Here is a 15,731-nt window from a genome sequence, read left to right as displayed (position 1 = left end):
CTGTGCGGCATATGGAGACGAAAATGGCCGGTTTTCGACCTTCTGCAAGCCGCTATAAAAAAGGACGATATCGAAACAGCCCATCTGGCTTGAACTTGCGCCTTCCGGACGCTTATGGTCGCAGACAAGGACAGGGCGTGTACGCCCGCCATAACGGCACCATCAGCCAGGAAGCAGATAGGAATCGACATGACCGATCAGAACCCGCACAAGTACCGTTTCGAGACCCTCCAGCTCCATGTGGGCCAGGAGCAGGCCGACCCCGCCACGGATTCCAGGGCCGTGCCGATCTACGCCACCACCAGCTACGTCTTCCATGACTTCGACCATGCCGAGGCCAGGTTCGCCCTGAAGGATCCGGGCAACATCTACGGCCGTCTGACCAACTCCACCCAGGGTGTCTTCGAGGACAGGATCGCCGCCCTGGAGAACGGCACCGCCGGTCTGGCCGTGGCCTCGGGCGCCGCCGCCGTGGAGTATGCCTTCCGTAACATCACCCAGACCGGTGACCACATCGTGGCCTCCAAGAACATCTATGGGGGGACCTTCAACCTCCTCAAGCACACCCTGCCCCGTGACGGGGTCGAGACCACCTTCGTGGACCCCTCGGACCCGGCCAATTTCGAGTCGGCCATCCAGGAGAACACCAAGCTGGTCTTCTTCGAGACCTTCGGCAACCCCAACGCCGACCTGCCCGACTTCGAGGCCATCTCCGCAATCGCCCACGATCACCACCTGCCGGTGATCGTCGACAACACCTTCGCCACCCCCTACCTCTTCCGTCCCCTGGAGCACGGGGCGGATGTGGTCGTGGAGTCGGCCACCAAGTTCATCGGTGGCCACGGCACGACCCTGGGCGGGGTCATCGTCGAAGGGGGCCGGTTCGACTGGGCGGCCGTACCCGGCAAGTTCCCCACCCTGACCGAACCGGACCCCAGCTATCACGGTCTGCGCTTCTATCAGGACCTGGGTGCGGCGGCCTTTGTGACCAGGATTCGCGCCATACTCCTGCGTGACACCGGGGCCGTCATATCGCCCTTTGCGGCCTTCCTCCTCCTACAGGGGACGGAGACCCTCTCCCTGAGGGTGGAGCGGCACGTCCAGAACGCCCTGAAGGTGGTGGATTACCTGCAGACCGTGCCCGAGGTGGAGTCGGTCAGCCATCCGGCCATCCCGGGCCGCCCCGACCACGAGCTCTACCAGCGCTACTTCCCGAACGGTGCCGGCTCCATCTTCACCTTCGATCTGAAGGGGGGCAAGGAGGCGGCCAGGGTCTTCATCAACAACCTCCACCTCTTCTCCCTCCTGGCCAACGTGGCCGACGTGAAGTCCCTGGCCATCCATCCGGCCTCGACCACCCATTCCCAGGAAACGGCCGAGGAACTGGAGGACCAGGCCATCCATCCCGGCACCATCAGGCTCTCTATCGGCACCGAGAACATCGAGGACATCCTGGATGACCTCAAGGGCGCCTTCCAGGCCCTGAAGGAGTCAGGGCTGGCCCAGTAGCGATAACCTCTCTCCTTCCCGCCCTCGCCACAGCGGTGTCCCAGCCTGGTATAGGGTCGAGAGGTCATGAACGAGGCACGGCGGTGCCCGGTGAAACCTCATTTCCTTTCATCGGGCACCCTTTCGTATGTGCTCCTCATTCTTTGGGATGATGTCGGAACCAGGGATGAAGCCGAGATTCAACCCTGCGCACGATGACGGAGGCACCGCCTGGCCGATAGCGTCGGACCTTGAGAGACGGGGATGGTCCCTGTCCCAGGTGAGGTAGGACCATGAAACATCAGGCACAGAAGCAGGCGGTTCCCGATCCATTGGCATCTGGTACGGGGAATTCGGTACAGACCGGCCGGGTTGCCATCCAGGCCCAGGGATTGACCAAGGACTACGGAAGCGGCGAGAACCTGGTCCATGCCCTCAGAGGTGTGGATGTGGGGTTTGAGCAGGGCAGGTTCACCGCCATCATGGGTCCCTCCGGGTCGGGCAAGTCCACCCTCATGCACACCCTGGCAGGATTGGACACCGTCACCTCGGGGCACGTCTACCTGAACGGGTCCGATGCCGCCGGACTCGGGCGCAAGCAGGGCAGGCGCCATGCCGGAGGGAGCAGGACCATCGACCTGACCCGCCTGAATGACAACCAGCTGACCCTTCTCAGGCGCCACAGCCTGGGCTTCATCTTCCAGAGCTTCAACCTCCTGCCCATGTTCACGGCCAGGCAGAACATCCTCATGCCCCTGATCCTGGATGGGGCCGATCCCGACCCCACCTGGCTGGACCTCCTGGTCAGGACCCTGGGGCTGGAGGGGAGGATGAACCACCGGCCCAGCGAGCTTTCGGGCGGCCAACAGCAGCGCGTGGCCATAGCGCGCGCCCTGATCGCCAAACCCTCCATCGTCTTCGCCGACGAGCCCACGGGAAACCTGGACTCGGCCTCCTCGACCGAGGTCTTGAGCTTCCTGCGTGACTCGGTCCGTGAACTGGGGCAGACCATCATCATGGTCACCCACGATGCCTTCGCCGCCTCCTTCGCGGACCGTGCCCTGGTCTTCGCCGACGGGCGGATCGTGGCCGACCAGGACCGCCCCACCGTGGACTCCATGAACGCCCTCCTCTCCCAGGAGATCATGGCCTCAGCAGCGACGGCCTCCCTGGTCCAGGATCGTTGAGGGAGGGACGCATATGTGGCTGATCACCAGGAAAATGATGCGGCGCGACCTGGGCATGATGGTCCCCGCCGGCATCGCCATCGTCATTGGCACGCTCTTCATTGCCATGACCTTCCTCTTCGGCAACACCATGGACGTCTCCATGAGGCGCATGGTCACATCCGATGCCGCCCAGGCCAATTACGCCATCGTCCCCAAGGATGACGACCAGACCGATCTGAAGACGGTGAAGGACCTCAGAACCAAGGAGCTGGCAGCCGTCCCGGGCGTTCGTGCCATAAGGTCGAACACCAACTTCTTGGTGGATGTTCGCGCCGGCAAGACCAAGAGCGAGGGGGTGGTGGCCATTCCACTGGCCGACCCCGCCCTGATGCCGGTCAAGCTGGTGCGGGGATCCTGGCCCAAGGCCGACGACCAGGTGGTCCTGCCGGAGCCGGCGGCCGCCCGGCTCAAGCTCTCGCCCGGTGACAAGCTGAACCTGAACCTGTCTTCCTACATGCTTGACCAATCCCAAGGCTCCAAGACGGATGGAGGGCCCGGTGCGGACCAGGTGCCGGGCAGGCTGGTGTCGAAGTCCCTGACCATGTCGGGGGTCAGCTCGGACCAGGGCGGTATGTATGACAACTGGGGAGGTGCAATCGTCCTGACGCCCAAGACCATCGATGCCTTGATGGGCGCGGCCGGTCTGGGAGACATGGGGAACCTCCCCGCCGACATCGTCTACCTGAGGCTGAGCGGGCAGGGGGATGACCTCGATGGGAGCCTGGCCTCCCTCCGGAAACTCCTGCCTTCCGGTTACTCCCTGGAGGACCGCCACTCCCTGGAGGACCGTCTCGTCAGGAATGCGGTCGGTGGTCAGCAGAACTTCATGACCACCTTCTTCCTGACCTTCGGCATCCTGGCCATGTTCGTGGCCGCCACGGTCATCGCCAACACCTTCCAGGTCATGGTCGCCCGGCAGCGCCGTCATCTGGCCCTCCTGAGGACCATCGGTGCCAGGAAGGGCCAGATCCGGGCCAGCGTCCTGATGCGGTCCGGAATCCTGGGTGCCCTGGCCTCCCTGGTCGGGGTCGGTGGCGCCATTGGCATCATGGCCCTCTTGGGGGCCGCCAAGGTCCATATGAACTCCCTTTACTTCCAGCTGCGCCTGACCCCGGCCGTCTTCCTGGTGCCCTTGACCTTCGGCATCATCGTTACGGTCCTGGCCTCCTTGGGGGCTTCCAGGGCCGCCACTGGTGTCAGCCCCCTGGAGGCCCTGCGACCTGCCGACCTTCTGGAGAACTCGAGGGCGGGCAGGGCGCGCCTGGCCACAAGTCTGCTCCTGATGCTGACGGGTGCCGCCATGGTGGCCTGGTCCCTTTGGCGGGTCTGGCTGGATGTAAGGGGGCGGACCGGCGAGGCCTCCGCAGGCGGGTCCGAAGTGGTCCTGGGGCTGGCCGTCATGGGCAGTGGCCTGGCCTTCATCGGCATCCTGCTCAGTGCCAACCGTTGGATCCCCTTCCTTCTCAAGACGTTGGGGTCCCTGGTTTCACGGATTGGACCCTCATCCACAATCGCCGTGGCCAACATCTCCCGGAACCGTTCCCGGGTGGCGGCCACGGGTGCGGCCCTCCTGATCGGCGTGACCCTGATCTCCACCCTGGCCACCGGTGCCGCCAGCGCCAAACAGACCATGGACGGCATCCTGGATGAGCACTACTCGGTCGATGTCCAGATCAGCGCCGATGGTCTGGACCAGAAGGCCCTGGACGCCATCCGCCGGATCGATGGGGTTGCGGACGCCGAGCTGGTACCCCAGTATGCGGCCACGATCAGATCTGGCGGTGAGCAGGGCGCGGGGATGACCATCTTCGCCCTGAACGGTAAACAGATCGACGGTGTCCTGAACACCAAGGTCGGCAGTGACCTGCATGGGCAGGGGACCGTCCTGCTCCCGGCCGGTCTCATGGATAGTCACCAGGACTTCCACAATGGGGGGAGCCTGGGGCTGAACCTGCTCAGCCCGACCCGGGGTGATGTGGATGATGGGCCTGCTTCCGCCGCCCAGGAGCAGACGCAGACAAGGATGGAACGTTCCATGACAGGCCTCTCCGCACCATTCCGCGGCATTGAAGCCAGTCCCTTCTATGGCTTGGCCGATCCATCCTCACTGGAGGGCGTCCATCCTCAGACCACCCAGATCTGGGCCAGGACCAAGGGTTCCCCGACGGTCTCGGTGCTGTTGGATGAGGTTCGCAACGCCCTGGCCGGGTATTCGGCCGTATCCGTTAAGGGAGGACTGGCTGAAAAGCAGCAGTGGGAACAGACTGTCGACACCCTCCTCCTGATTATGGTGGCCCTCCTGGCCGTGGCCGTGGTCATCGCCCTGATCGGCGTGGCCAACACCCTCTCCCTCTCGGTCATGGAACGCAGGCGGGAGTCCGCCACACTGCGGGCCATCGGCATGACCCGGAAGCAGATCAGGCGGTCCCTTGCTGTGGAATCAGGGCTGATAGCCCTGAGTGCCGCCCTGTCCGGCATGGTCCTGGGACTCCTCTTCGGCTGGATCGGGGCATATGTGGTCTTCGCCGCCAGGGGGAGTGTGGCCTTCCCCATTCCCTGGTCCACGGGCGGGGTGATCCTCCTGGTGGCCCTCCTGGCCGCGGTCCTGGCCAGCGTCCTCCCTGCAAGACGGGCCAACCGGACACCACCGGTCGTGGTTCTGGCTGAAGAATAGTGACAAGCGATACATGCAATCAGGGGTCACCGGCTGCCCATGCCGGTGACCCCTGATTGGTGTCCGGGTTGAGTGGTCCGGTTCGCCTGGATGCCGCTCAGGCGAACCGCGGTACCTGGCTAAGCGAAGCGGTACCTGATCTGCTCGGCTGACCCGTAGGAGGCCTGGGCGCCCTGTCCGGTGGCCGCGTAGGCCGAGACATAGGAGGCCAGCTGGGCCGCCTGGACCAGGGTCATTCCCGAGGAGAGGCCGGCCAGGATGGTTCCCATGAAGGCATCGCCGCAGCCGGTGGTGTCAACGGCGTCCACCTTGACCGCGTGAATGCGGTAGTTCTCGCCCTGGTCGAGGACCATGGACCCCTCGCCCCCCAGGGTCACGACGGCCCGGTGGAAGCCGAAGTCCTGCATGGTCGTGTTGATCCGGTCCCAATCGGCCCCGATCCAGTCCCCGTCCTCGGGCTCGTCGATGCCCAGGAGCTGTGCCATCTCATGCTCGTTGACCAGGATCAGGTCGGAGTAGGCAATCAGGTCGGCGGGGAGGTCGGCCCGGAAGGGGGAGTCGTTCAGGAGGACGGTCATGCCGGCCTCATGCCCCATCCTGGCGGCTTCGGTCACCGTTTCGATGGGGCTTTCCAGGCAGAGTCCAAGCACCTTGGCCGCGGTCAGCGTCTTCTGGGAGCGATGGGCGTAGTTCAGGTCGACCCTGGCGTTGGAGCCGGGGGAGTAGACGATGGTGTTCTCCCCACGGGCGTCCACGGTGATGACCGTGGTCCCGCTGGGTCCGGGCACGGTCATCACCTGGGAGATGTCGACGCCGGCGTTGCCCAGCTGCCCCAGGAGGAAGTCGGCGTTGGGGTCGGATCCGACGGCTCCGAAGATTTGGACGTGGGCTCCGATCCGTGCTGCAGCAGCTGCCTGGTTGGCGGACTTGCCTCCGGGCAGGATCTGCAGGGGGCCGCCGTTAACGGTCTCGCCCGGCTTGGGCAGCCGGTCGGTGGTGACCGTATAGTCCGCATTCATGGACCCGACCACCGAAATGGACCCCGTGATGGTATCCAGTCCATGAAGCACCTGGTCTGGCACCGCCGCCATGTCTTGAATCATGTTTCTCCATTCGTTGATATAAGTATTTGTTGACCAGACCGTTCGGTTCAGGGACCCTGGCCGGTGTACCCTGGGGGGCACCCCACCGAGGCCCGGTGGAGATATCGGGTTTTCAGCCGGACAGAGTCGGTCTGGGAATCGCTCATGAGGTCCAGGAGCATCCGGACGCAGCGTGTCCCCATGGAGTGAATCTGTTGGGAGATGGTGGCGACGGCCGGTGTCAGGATCCTGAAGACCGGGAGGTCGTCGAAGGTGACCATGGAGAGGTCCCGTCCAATGTGGATGCCTCTGGCTTGACAGGCCTCGATGGCCTGGATGGCATCCTGGGAGCGCCCGAAGATGGCCGCGCTGACACCCTGATCCTTCCATTGGTCCAGCATGTCAGGCCTGAAGGTGTCCCGGGTGGGTTTTTCGGTCGGGTCATCGCCCCGAGTGGGGTCGCTCATTGTGTCCATTCCGTTCACCAGCTTGGTGAAGATCTCCTGCCGTTCACGGAAGGTGTCGGATTCATCCAGGGGGCCCGGAACCATGGCGATTCGCCGGTGGCCGTGCCTGGCAAGGTCGCTCAGTGCCTGACTGAGTCCGGGCAGGGGATCGGAGTCGATGCAGGGGACCCCCTCACAGTTGCCATGCAATCCCCGGTCCTGACCCCTGTAGCCGTTGGTGCGGTCCACATAAACCACAGGTAGCCCCCGTCGGGTCAGCTCGTCCAAGGTCTGCGGTGAACGGGGGCCGGGTACGATGATGGCCCCGTCTATGTGCTGCCCCAGGAGGTTGCGCACCTGGATCTTGTTCTCCAGGGAATCGCCCTGGGTCGAGGTGCAGATCAGGGTCTGGAAGCCATGTGCCAGGAGTTCGCCCTGGATCAGGTAGGCCAGGTCGGCGAAGTAGGAGTTCCTGATATCGGGTATCAGGAGGCCGATGGTGCGTGAATGGGGGGAATGCATGGATCGTGCCCTGGAGTCGGGGACATAGTGGAGGTCCTTGATGACCTGGTTGATCCGTTCCCTGGTTCGTTCCGAGATGCGGCCCGAATCGTTGAGCGCCCGGGATACCGTCGATACGGAGACACCGGCCTGTTCGGCCACGTCCCGAATCGTCGCGTACGCCATCATTGCCTTTCGTCGATCTGATCGGCAGTCGGCAGCCCTGGTGGCTCCGACTTCATGACCGCACCCTCACTGCCTGTGTGGCCCTGACAACCACTATTTATATCAGTGCGGTAACGATACCGCAAATCGTTTCATCGGGAGCCGGAAGGGGAGGAGGGGTCTGTTTTGACCAGTTCGTTCTCGTAGGCGAAGACGACGGCCTGAACCCGGTCGCGGGCGTTGATTTTCTGCAGGATGTGAGCCACGTGGGTCTTGACGGTGGGGAGGGAGATGAAGAGCCTGTTTCCTATCTCCTGATTGCTGAGGCCGTGGGCGATCTCGACCAGGACCTCCAACTCGCGCTCGGTCAGGAGGTCGACCTCCGAATCGCGGTAGAACCTGGACCCCTCGCCGAAGGCCTCACCGCCGGTCTGAGAATGCGGGACATCAGGGGTCGGGGAATCCTCTGCGCCTTCCGTCATCCCTGCGGGTGTCTGGCCTGTCGAACCGCCGCCGCCAAGCGCCATGTGTTCGATCAGCCGCTTCGTGGCCGAGGGGGCGATGATGGCGTTGCCCTGATGCACGGTGCGAATGGAGGAGAGCAGGGTTTCGGGTTCGGTGTCCTTGAGGAGGAAGCCCGAGGCCCCGGCCTTGATGGCCGACATGACGTACTCATCCAGGTCGAAGGTGGTCAGAATGATGACGCGGGTCCTGACCCTGTCGGGGGAGAGGGCGCTGATCCTGCGGGTGGCCTCCAGACCGTCCGTGCCGGGCATACGGACGTCCATCAGGACCACATCCGGGTTGAGCTCGCTGACCAGGCTCACGGCCTGTTTCCCATCCGCGGCCTGACCGACCACGGTCATGTCATCCTGGGAACCGATCACCATGGCGAAGCCCGCCCTCACCAGTTCCTGGTCGTCGGCAATGACGACCCTGATCGTATCCATGGTGTGCTCCATGCGGCCTCGGTTCCATATCCGGCCTGAAGGGGCCTGGATGCCTGTCTCCTCGTATTCGGTACTGTTGCCGATCATACCCGGCTGGTCAGGGCGGGATTCCTGGCTGGGCATTACCTGTCGGTGCCGGCAATGGGTTGCCATCCGGTGTCGTCGGCAGGGGCTGAGACCGACAGGGGGTTGGCTGGTCTCAGGGCCGGACCCTCCGTACGGTGGCCGGGTCCGGGTTCCGTCCTGCTGCTCTGGTGCAGGACTTCCAGGAGTTGACGCATCCTGGCCAGGGCCTGGCGTCCCTGTTTCCCGATTCCCTCGAAGGCTTGGGCCACCGTATCGGGGTCAGGATCCGATCCCTGGTCTGTGGCGTGCTCAAGAAGGGCGATGCCCTCATCCGTGCTGGCGATGACCGCGTTCAGGGTCGCCGCCACATCCGACTGCATGCTGACCCCGATCCGCTCGCGCTCCTTGTTGGCGGCAAGTTTCCTGCCCTCCTGTATTCCCTGGTTCAAGGCCCTCTCCCGTTCCTCCAGGAGGAGCAGACTCGACCCCCTGTACCGGCGCCAGAGGGCCGCCAGCATGGCGATGAGGCAGAGCGGGACCGACGCTGCAAAGAGCAGGGTCAGATTCTCGAGGGTGGAGTGGGTCATGGCGAGCTGTTTGTCGGACATCCCCCCGAACATCAGGAAGTCGCTGATGCTGGAAGCCCCGCAGCCGATCAGGACGATGCGCAGGCCCAGGAGGAGCAGTTCGGCCACGGTCACGATGGGAACCCACCGTCGAGCCCTGCTTTTCCCGTAGGTCATGGCCGAGTAGATGGAAATGACCACGCAAATGTCTGCGCCGGTAAGAACAGGAGAGAAGAAGACCTGGAGGGCGCAGGCCGTGGCCATCAGGATGGCGCTCGTTTCCGGGAAGCGACGCCGGAAGGCCAACGGGGCGAGGGCACTCAGGGTGATCAGGACCCGAACAGGTATGGGTGCCTCCGGGGAGGGAGAGGCCTGGCTGCCGGGGATGTCCATGATGTTCAGACCGAAATTCATGAAGAGCAGGAGCACCAGCACAGTATCCACTAGCAGGTAATGCCCCTGCATCCGTGACGATAGCCGCTCGACCCTGTTAAGTCGGTACCCTCCCACCTCGATGGGGGCGCCTGCACGGTCGCCGACGTGACCCTCCTGGTTTACCGGCGGGGCGAAGGTGGTCGGGGCTGCCTGGTTCCCCTCGCCGGCAGTGACAGTCTGTTCGGTGGATGTGGGGATCAGGGCCGGTGAAGGCTCCAAACCGGTTGTGTTGGAGCGGAAGGGGATGGTGGCCCTGACCCGGAACCCGCCCGGCGGCAGGGGGCCGGCCTCCAGGGACCCTCCGATGGAGGAGAGCCGTTCCCGCATCCCCCTCAGACCGTAACCCCTGTGATCCGGTTCGGCGACCGGGCCTGACCCGTGTCCAGGATCGGTGCGGTCATCGATGGTTACCGTCAGCCCCTGCCTGTCCCATTCCTCCCTGACCTGGACCCAGGCCCTGGGGCCGGCGTGCTTGCGGACGTTGGTCAAGGCCTCCTGGACCACCCGGTAGGAGACCATGGTCCTGCGCGAATCAAGCAGGTCGGGCTGTGGCTCTCCCAGGACAGTGTGGGCAAAGGTCCCAACCTTCGAAAGGCGCCCGGCCCGGGCGATGATTGATTCCATCATCGGGTAATCGACGGCCTTGCCCGCGTCCAAGGTCTCCCGCCCGTCACCGTCGATGGTCTCCACAGGATCCTCTGATCCGTCCTGCCTGTGTCCGATGGTGCCGAAGAGGGAGCTCAGTTCAATCAGCGCTCGCCTGCTCTCGTCGCGGATGGTGGTCATGGTCCGCATGGCCATGTCGGGGTTGGTGGCGGTGGCGTATCGGCCGGCATCGGACTGGACGATGATGATTGAGAGGGTATGGGCCACCACGTCGTGCATATCGCGCGCCACCCTGGCGCGTTCGGCGCTGGCGGCCAGTTCCTCCTCTTCCCTGGCCCTGAAGGCCAGGGCCTCGTTACGTTGGCGCATGACCGAAATGGAATGCTGACGGGCACGGGACCAGTAGGCCAGGAAGATGGCAAGGGTTAGGAACAGTCCGTAGATGACGAGGCCGAAGACGAGTGCTTCCAGGAGTTCGACGGGTGGGGGGAAGGGCTGGCGGCCCAACATGGCCTGGGTCACATTACCCTGATCGGGTCCAAAGGTCTGCAGGGCGGCCTTGCAGGCGGCCTCGGCGCAGACCAGGGCGGCGCCTGCCATGATGTAGGCACGGTTGGAGGACTTGCGCCCATATACAAGCGCTGAGTACATCAGGATCAGTGCCGCAAGATCGGCCGGTGTCTGCACCGGTCCCAGAACCAACTGGAGGGCGCTGATCAGGATGAATATCCTCGGGGCCAGATCCGGGAACCGCCTTCGTATGCAGACCGGCAGGAGGAGGGCAAAGCTCCAAAGGCGTATGGCTCGATCGGACTGGTGAATCAGGAGCCCGTCCGAAGAGTCCGAATTGGAGATCAGCAGGAAGACCAGGGCGGCCAGGAGGGTATCGGCGATGAGTACGTCACTCTGCACCCAGGCCAGCAGCCTGTCCCATCCGCGCCTGAGAAGGTCCATGTGTACAAGCCTATCCTTCGGCCGCTTCCTTCCATATAGGTCCTGGGGATGATTCCGGTCCAGCGGCATGGGGAGAATAATGCCATCCCCAGGGCCCTGTGGCCAGCCTGGAGTATGGCGCTGATGGGGTGATGGTTCGAGTGCTCATGAAGGGAGCGGCGATCATGGCAAGCGAGGGATACTACCTGCCCGGGCTCTATGTGCAGGAGGGGTCCATCCCCGTCCCCCTGGATTGGGACGGGGCGGAACCCGGGTCCTGGACTTCTGAGGGACACCCCGACGATCCGACCATCTCCTGCTTCTACCGGACCATCTGCGCTCCGGAGCACATTCACGATGACCTCCCCCTCCTTGTCTACCTTCAGGGAGGTCCGGGATCCGGAGGTCCTCGCCCCCTGGATCAGACCAGCGACGGGTGGATCACCGAGGCCGTCAAGCACTTCAGGATCGTCCTGCCCGATCAGCGGGGGACCGGACGGTCCTCGGCCATCGATTCGCACACCATGCGTGAACTGTCCCAGCCTGAGGCCCAGGCCGCCTACCTCAAACACTTCCTGGCCGACTCCATCGTCCGTGACTTCGAGCACCTTCGCCGCACCGTTTTCGCCGGGAGGTCCTGGATCACCCTTGGGCAGAGTTATGGAGGGTTCCTGACCCTGGCCTACCTTTCGGCCTTCCCCGAGGGTCTGGCCGCCTCCTTCACCACCGGTGGGATTCCGCACGTCCCGGCGGACCCGACCGAGGTCTATACCCACACCTTCCCCAGGATGCGGGCCAAGACCGAGGCCTTCTACGAGCGCTACCCGCAGGATCTGGACCGGGTGGCCGCCATCGCCGACCGTCTGGCTCAGGGAGACGTGACCCTACCGGGTGGGGACCCCCTGACCGTCGAACGCTTCCAGACCCTGGGGGCCGATCTGGGCAGGCAGGCCGGGGCGGCACGGTTGCACTGGCTCCTGGACACGGCCTTCCTGAACGGTGACGGATCCATACCGACCGGAGGGTCCGTGGGCCTTTCCGATGCCTTCCTGGAGGGGGTGAGGACGGCCACGGCCGCGACGCCCCTCTATTGGCCACTCCAGGAGTTCATCTATGCGGACGGGGATTGCGGCCCGATCCGCTGGGCCGGGCAGCGCGTGCGAGACCAGCATCCGGAATTCCAGACTGATTCCAGGCCCCTCCTCTTCACCGGGGAGGTCGTCTTCCCCTGGATGTTCGACCAGGAGGAGGCCCTGAAGCCCTTCGCCCCGGCAGTTCGCCTACTCATGGAGGATGGCCATTGGGGCCGACTCTATGATCAGGACCGTCTGGCTTCCAACACCGTCCCCCTCCAGGCGGCCGTCTACTTCGACGACCTTTACGTGGACTCCGGCATGCAGCTGGACACCCTGTCGCGGGTGGGCAACTCCCATGCCTGGGTGACCAACCAGTTCGAGCATGACGGGCTCCACGGCAATCAGGTCTTCGGCCACCTCTACCGGGAGGCCCTGGACCGCGGTGACCTGGAGGGACTGTTCTGAGGGACAATCCGGTTCCAGGCACCCTCGGCGCGGGTAGACTGGGGACCATGACCACAGACAAACTGACAATCGGATTCATCGGATACGGGAACATGGCCCAGGCCATGGCCCAGGGGCTGGTCGATGCCGGTGTCCTGCCCGGGGGCCGGATCGTGGCCTGCGCCAACCACTACGAGAAGCTGGCCGCGAATGCCGGAAAGCTCGGTGTACGTCCCCTGCATTCAGTCCAGGAGGTGGCCTCTGCCGCCGATATGGTCATCCTTGCCGTCAAGCCCGGTCAAGTGGCCAAGATCTGCGAACCCATCCGCAAGGAGCTGGCGGACGAGGGGCGGATGGTCATCTCCATCGTCGGCGGGTTCAGGATGGATGACTACGCCGACCTGCTCGACGAAGGCACCCACCTGATCTGCTCCATTCCCAACACCCCCATCGCGGTGGGGAAGGGAATCATGGTCACCCAGGATCAGGACACCCTGACCGATGACCAGCGCCGGCTCTTCAACCAGGTCTTCGAGCCTGTGGCCCTGATCGAGCGTCTCGGGGCCGATCTGACCTCCGTGGCCACAACCATCGCCGGGTGTGCCCCTGCCTACACGGCCATGTACATGGAGGCCCTGGCCGATGCCGGGGTCAAACACGGTCTGCCACGCCAGGTGGCCTATCGGCTTGCCGCCATGATGACCGAGGGGACCGGTGCCCTTCATATGGCCACCGGAACCATCCCCGCAGCCATGAAGGACGCCGTCTGCTCACCCGGAGGAAGCACCATCCGGGGGGTGGCCGCACTGGAGAAGAGCGGCTTCCGGGGCAGTGTCATCGACGCCATCGATACGGTTGAAGGGGCCTGACCCGCATCAGGGCGTACGGCTCGTCACATGTTGCTTCAGGGGTTGTACTGCGGCTCACTTGAGAATGGTTCATCACGAAGGGTTTGCCCAAGCCGTTCATCCGTGAACGATGATGCCGGGCCCTGCCCCAGGTTCTTTTCCGCCCGTCGCCACGCCAGGGCAGTGCAGGCAATAGACTGGTGGGCATGTCGCTAACCATAGGAATCGTCGGGCTGCCCAACGTGGGTAAGTCCACACTGTTCAATGCACTGACCCGCAACAACGTCCTGGCGGAGAACTACCCCTTCGCCACCATCGAGCCCAACACGGGCATCGTCCCCCTGCCGGATGACCGGCTGCCGGTCCTGGCCGAGCTGGTCCATACCGACAAGATCGTCCCGGCCACCGTCACCTTCGTCGATATCGCCGGTATCGTCAAGGGGGCCTCGGAGGGGGAGGGGCTGGGCAACCAGTTCCTGGCCAACATCCGGGAGGCCGACGCCATCTGCGAGGTGGTCAGGGCCTTCGAAGACGACGACATCGTTCACGTGAACGGGAAGGTGGACCCGGGCGACGACATCGAAACCATCAACACCGAGCTGATCCTGGCCGATATGCAGACCATCGACAAGGCCCTGCCCAAGCTGGAAAAAGACCTGAGGGGCGGCAAGATCAAGTCGTCCTATCTGGATGCCGTGAAGAAGGCCAGGGATATCCTGGGCCAGGGGCAGACCATCGACCAGGCGGCCCAGGCCGGAACCATCGACAAGGACGATCTCTACGACCTCCACCTGATGACCGCCAAGCCCTTCATCTACGTCTTCAACCTGGATGACGACGAGCTGCAGAAGGCGGATCTGAAACAGCGTCTGGCCGACTCCGTGGCCCCGGCCCAGTCCATCTTCCTCAATGCGGAGTTCGAGTCCGAGCTGACCGCGCTGGACCCTGACGACGCCCGCGAGATGCTGACCGATGCCGGTCTTGAGGAGTCGGGCCTGGACCAGCTGGCCAGGGTGGGGTTCGACGTGTTGGGGCTGCAGACCTTCCTGACCGCCGGGGTCAAGGAGGTGCGCGCCTGGCAGATTCACCAGGGATGGACGGCCCCACAGGCCGCCGGTGTTATCCATACGGACTTCGAGAAGGGGTTCGTCAAGGCCGAGGTGGTCTCCTATGACGACTTCGTGGCCGCTGACGGTTCCTATGCCAAGGTCCGCGAGGAGGGCAAGATGCGCCTGGAGGGCAAGGACTATGTCATGCAGGACGGTGACATCGTCGAATTCAAGACCGGCATCCCCTCTGGGGGGAAGAAGTGAGCACCCGTCCCGGATTCGCCATACGGAGGGGCCAGGGGTTGCCCCTGATCTTCCTGCACGGGTTCGGTGTGGACCATCGAATATTCATCGAGCTGGATCAGGTCTTCGACCGTATCGGGGGCTTTGAGCGCATCTATCTGGACCAGCCCGGCTTCGGACGGACGCCTCCCGATCCAGGTGTGGAGAACCCTGCGGACCTGGCCTCCTGGGTGGATGACCAGGTCGACATCTTCAGCCAGGGCGGTCCCTTCGCCCTGGTGGGCAACTCCATGGGCGGCCTCATGGCCCGGCATGCCGCGGCCTCGCGTCTGTCCCGCTGCCTGGGGATGGCCTTCCTGGCCCCGGTCGTCCACCCAGACAGGACCCGCCGTACCCTGCCGCCCCGTCAGGTCCTGACCCGGGACGACCAGGCCCTGGCGGCCGTCGATGAGTCCACCCGTAGCGCCTATCAGGAGATGGCCGTGGTCGAGTCCAGGGAGCACCTGGAGGCCTTCGTCCGGACGGTTCTGCCCGGCATCCGTGCCGCGGATCCGGATACGGTGGCCCGTCTGAGTGGGGCCTACGAGCTTGACACCGACTTCGACCAGGTCTGGTCAACCTTCATCTCACCCACGCTCTTCATCTGCGGACGGCAGGATGAACGCGTCGGGTACCGCGACCAGTTCGACCTGGTCGAGCGTTTCCCACGCGGTTCCTATGCGGTGCTGAACCGGGCGGGCCACAACCTTCAGCTCGAGCAACCGGAGGTGGTCGCGACCCTGCTGGAGGGGTGGGCCAGGCAGGTCCTGGCCGATATGGCCCTTTCCTGAGCCCGCCCATGCGGCTTAGGATGGTTCCGGTGCCAGGCACCGACCCTTCCGGATTGGAGAGATAGACCGTGGTCAGGGGAAACGCCCGCAGGAACAGCGT

11 protein-coding genes are annotated in these 15,731 nt (G+C 64.2%); 7 read left to right on the top strand and 4 right to left on the bottom strand.

The window, feature by feature from the left end; translation table 11 throughout:
* Positions 1–189 precede the first annotated feature (189 nt).
* From AACP59_RS03080 to AACP59_RS03070, 3 genes are all read left to right on the top strand, one after another.
* Positions 190–1,509, top strand: a complete 1,320-nt coding sequence (locus AACP59_RS03080; RefSeq protein WP_339349799.1) for an O-acetylhomoserine aminocarboxypropyltransferase/cysteine synthase family protein — start codon at positions 190–192, stop codon at positions 1,507–1,509.
* Positions 1,510–1,781: 272 nt separating this feature from the next.
* Positions 1,782–2,675, top strand: a complete 894-nt coding sequence (locus AACP59_RS03075) for an ABC transporter ATP-binding protein (RefSeq protein WP_339349798.1) — start codon at positions 1,782–1,784, stop codon at positions 2,673–2,675.
* Between the two features lie 13 nt (positions 2,676–2,688).
* Positions 2,689–5,391, top strand: a complete 2,703-nt coding sequence (locus AACP59_RS03070) for an ABC transporter permease (protein ID WP_339349797.1) — start codon at positions 2,689–2,691, stop codon at positions 5,389–5,391.
* 119 nt (positions 5,392–5,510) lie between these two features.
* On the opposite strand, the gene AACP59_RS03065 is transcribed toward AACP59_RS03070, so the two are convergent.
* From AACP59_RS03065 to AACP59_RS03050, 4 genes are all read right to left on the bottom strand, one after another.
* A complete protein-coding gene (locus tag AACP59_RS03065) occupies positions 5,511–6,494 on the bottom strand; it encodes a ribokinase (protein WP_370465958.1) in 984 nt (327 codons plus the stop codon).
* 47 nt (positions 6,495–6,541) lie between these two features.
* The gene (locus AACP59_RS03060; RefSeq protein ID WP_339349796.1) at positions 6,542–7,606 is read right to left on the bottom strand and encodes a LacI family DNA-binding transcriptional regulator; all 1,065 of its coding nucleotides are present in this window, start codon (positions 7,604–7,606) and stop codon (positions 6,542–6,544) included.
* Between the two features lie 131 nt (positions 7,607–7,737).
* Positions 7,738–8,547, bottom strand: a complete 810-nt coding sequence (locus AACP59_RS03055; protein WP_370465982.1) for a response regulator — start codon at positions 8,545–8,547, stop codon at positions 7,738–7,740.
* Between the two features lie 110 nt (positions 8,548–8,657).
* Entirely contained in the window at positions 8,658–11,162 is a 2,505-nt protein-coding gene (locus tag AACP59_RS03050) for a sensor histidine kinase (RefSeq protein ID WP_339349795.1), read from the bottom strand.
* 164 nt (positions 11,163–11,326) lie between these two features.
* Here AACP59_RS03050 and AACP59_RS03045 point away from each other — a divergent pair, with 164 nt between their 5' ends.
* The 4 genes from AACP59_RS03045 to AACP59_RS03030 all read left to right on the top strand — a co-directional run bounded on the left by AACP59_RS03045 (position 11,327) and on the right by AACP59_RS03030 (position 15,631).
* Positions 11,327–12,682: an alpha/beta fold hydrolase gene (locus AACP59_RS03045; RefSeq protein ID WP_339349794.1), complete on the top strand. Its 1,356-nt coding sequence runs from the start codon at positions 11,327–11,329 to the stop codon at positions 12,680–12,682.
* Between the two features lie 47 nt (positions 12,683–12,729).
* A complete protein-coding gene (gene proC, locus AACP59_RS03040; protein WP_297316998.1) occupies positions 12,730–13,530 on the top strand; it encodes a pyrroline-5-carboxylate reductase in 801 nt (266 codons plus the stop codon).
* Positions 13,531–13,715: 185 nt separating this feature from the next.
* Positions 13,716–14,822: a redox-regulated ATPase YchF gene (ychF, locus tag AACP59_RS03035; protein WP_297316997.1), complete on the top strand. Its 1,107-nt coding sequence runs from the start codon at positions 13,716–13,718 to the stop codon at positions 14,820–14,822.
* Positions 14,819–15,631, top strand: coding sequence for an alpha/beta fold hydrolase (locus AACP59_RS03030; RefSeq protein ID WP_339349793.1), 813 nt, complete (start codon positions 14,819–14,821; stop codon positions 15,629–15,631). The genes ychF and AACP59_RS03030 overlap by 4 nt, the downstream gene beginning before the upstream one ends.
* The last annotated feature ends 100 nt before the right edge of the window (positions 15,632–15,731 follow it).

It is taken from the genome of Bifidobacterium indicum, assembly GCF_036987015.1.
Lineage (GTDB): Bacteria > Actinomycetota > Actinomycetes > Actinomycetales > Bifidobacteriaceae > Bombiscardovia > Bombiscardovia indica.
The sequence above is the reverse complement of the archived record's forward strand: the minus strand, read 5'-3'. Positions and strand labels throughout refer to the sequence as shown.

Coding starts and splice junctions, on each gene's coding strand:
- proC (WP_297316998.1), top strand. CDS start 12,730: ATGACCACAGACAAACTGACAATCGGATTCATCGGATACGGGAACATG.
- AACP59_RS03045 (WP_339349794.1), top strand. CDS start 11,327: ATGGCAAGCGAGGGATACTACCTGCCCGGGCTCTATGTGCAGGAGGGG.
- AACP59_RS03055 (WP_370465982.1), bottom strand. CDS start 8,547: ATGGAGCACACCATGGATACGATCAGGGTCGTCATTGCCGACGACCAG.
- AACP59_RS03080 (WP_339349799.1), top strand. CDS start 190: ATGACCGATCAGAACCCGCACAAGTACCGTTTCGAGACCCTCCAGCTC.
- ychF (WP_297316997.1), top strand. CDS start 13,716: ATGTCGCTAACCATAGGAATCGTCGGGCTGCCCAACGTGGGTAAGTCC.
- AACP59_RS03060 (WP_339349796.1), bottom strand. CDS start 7,606: ATGGCGTACGCGACGATTCGGGACGTGGCCGAACAGGCCGGTGTCTCC.
- AACP59_RS03075 (WP_339349798.1), top strand. CDS start 1,782: ATGAAACATCAGGCACAGAAGCAGGCGGTTCCCGATCCATTGGCATCT.
- AACP59_RS03065 (WP_370465958.1), bottom strand. CDS start 6,494: ATGATTCAAGACATGGCGGCGGTGCCAGACCAGGTGCTTCATGGACTG.
- AACP59_RS03050 (WP_339349795.1), bottom strand. CDS start 11,162: ATGGACCTTCTCAGGCGCGGATGGGACAGGCTGCTGGCCTGGGTGCAG.
- AACP59_RS03070 (WP_339349797.1), top strand. CDS start 2,689: ATGTGGCTGATCACCAGGAAAATGATGCGGCGCGACCTGGGCATGATG.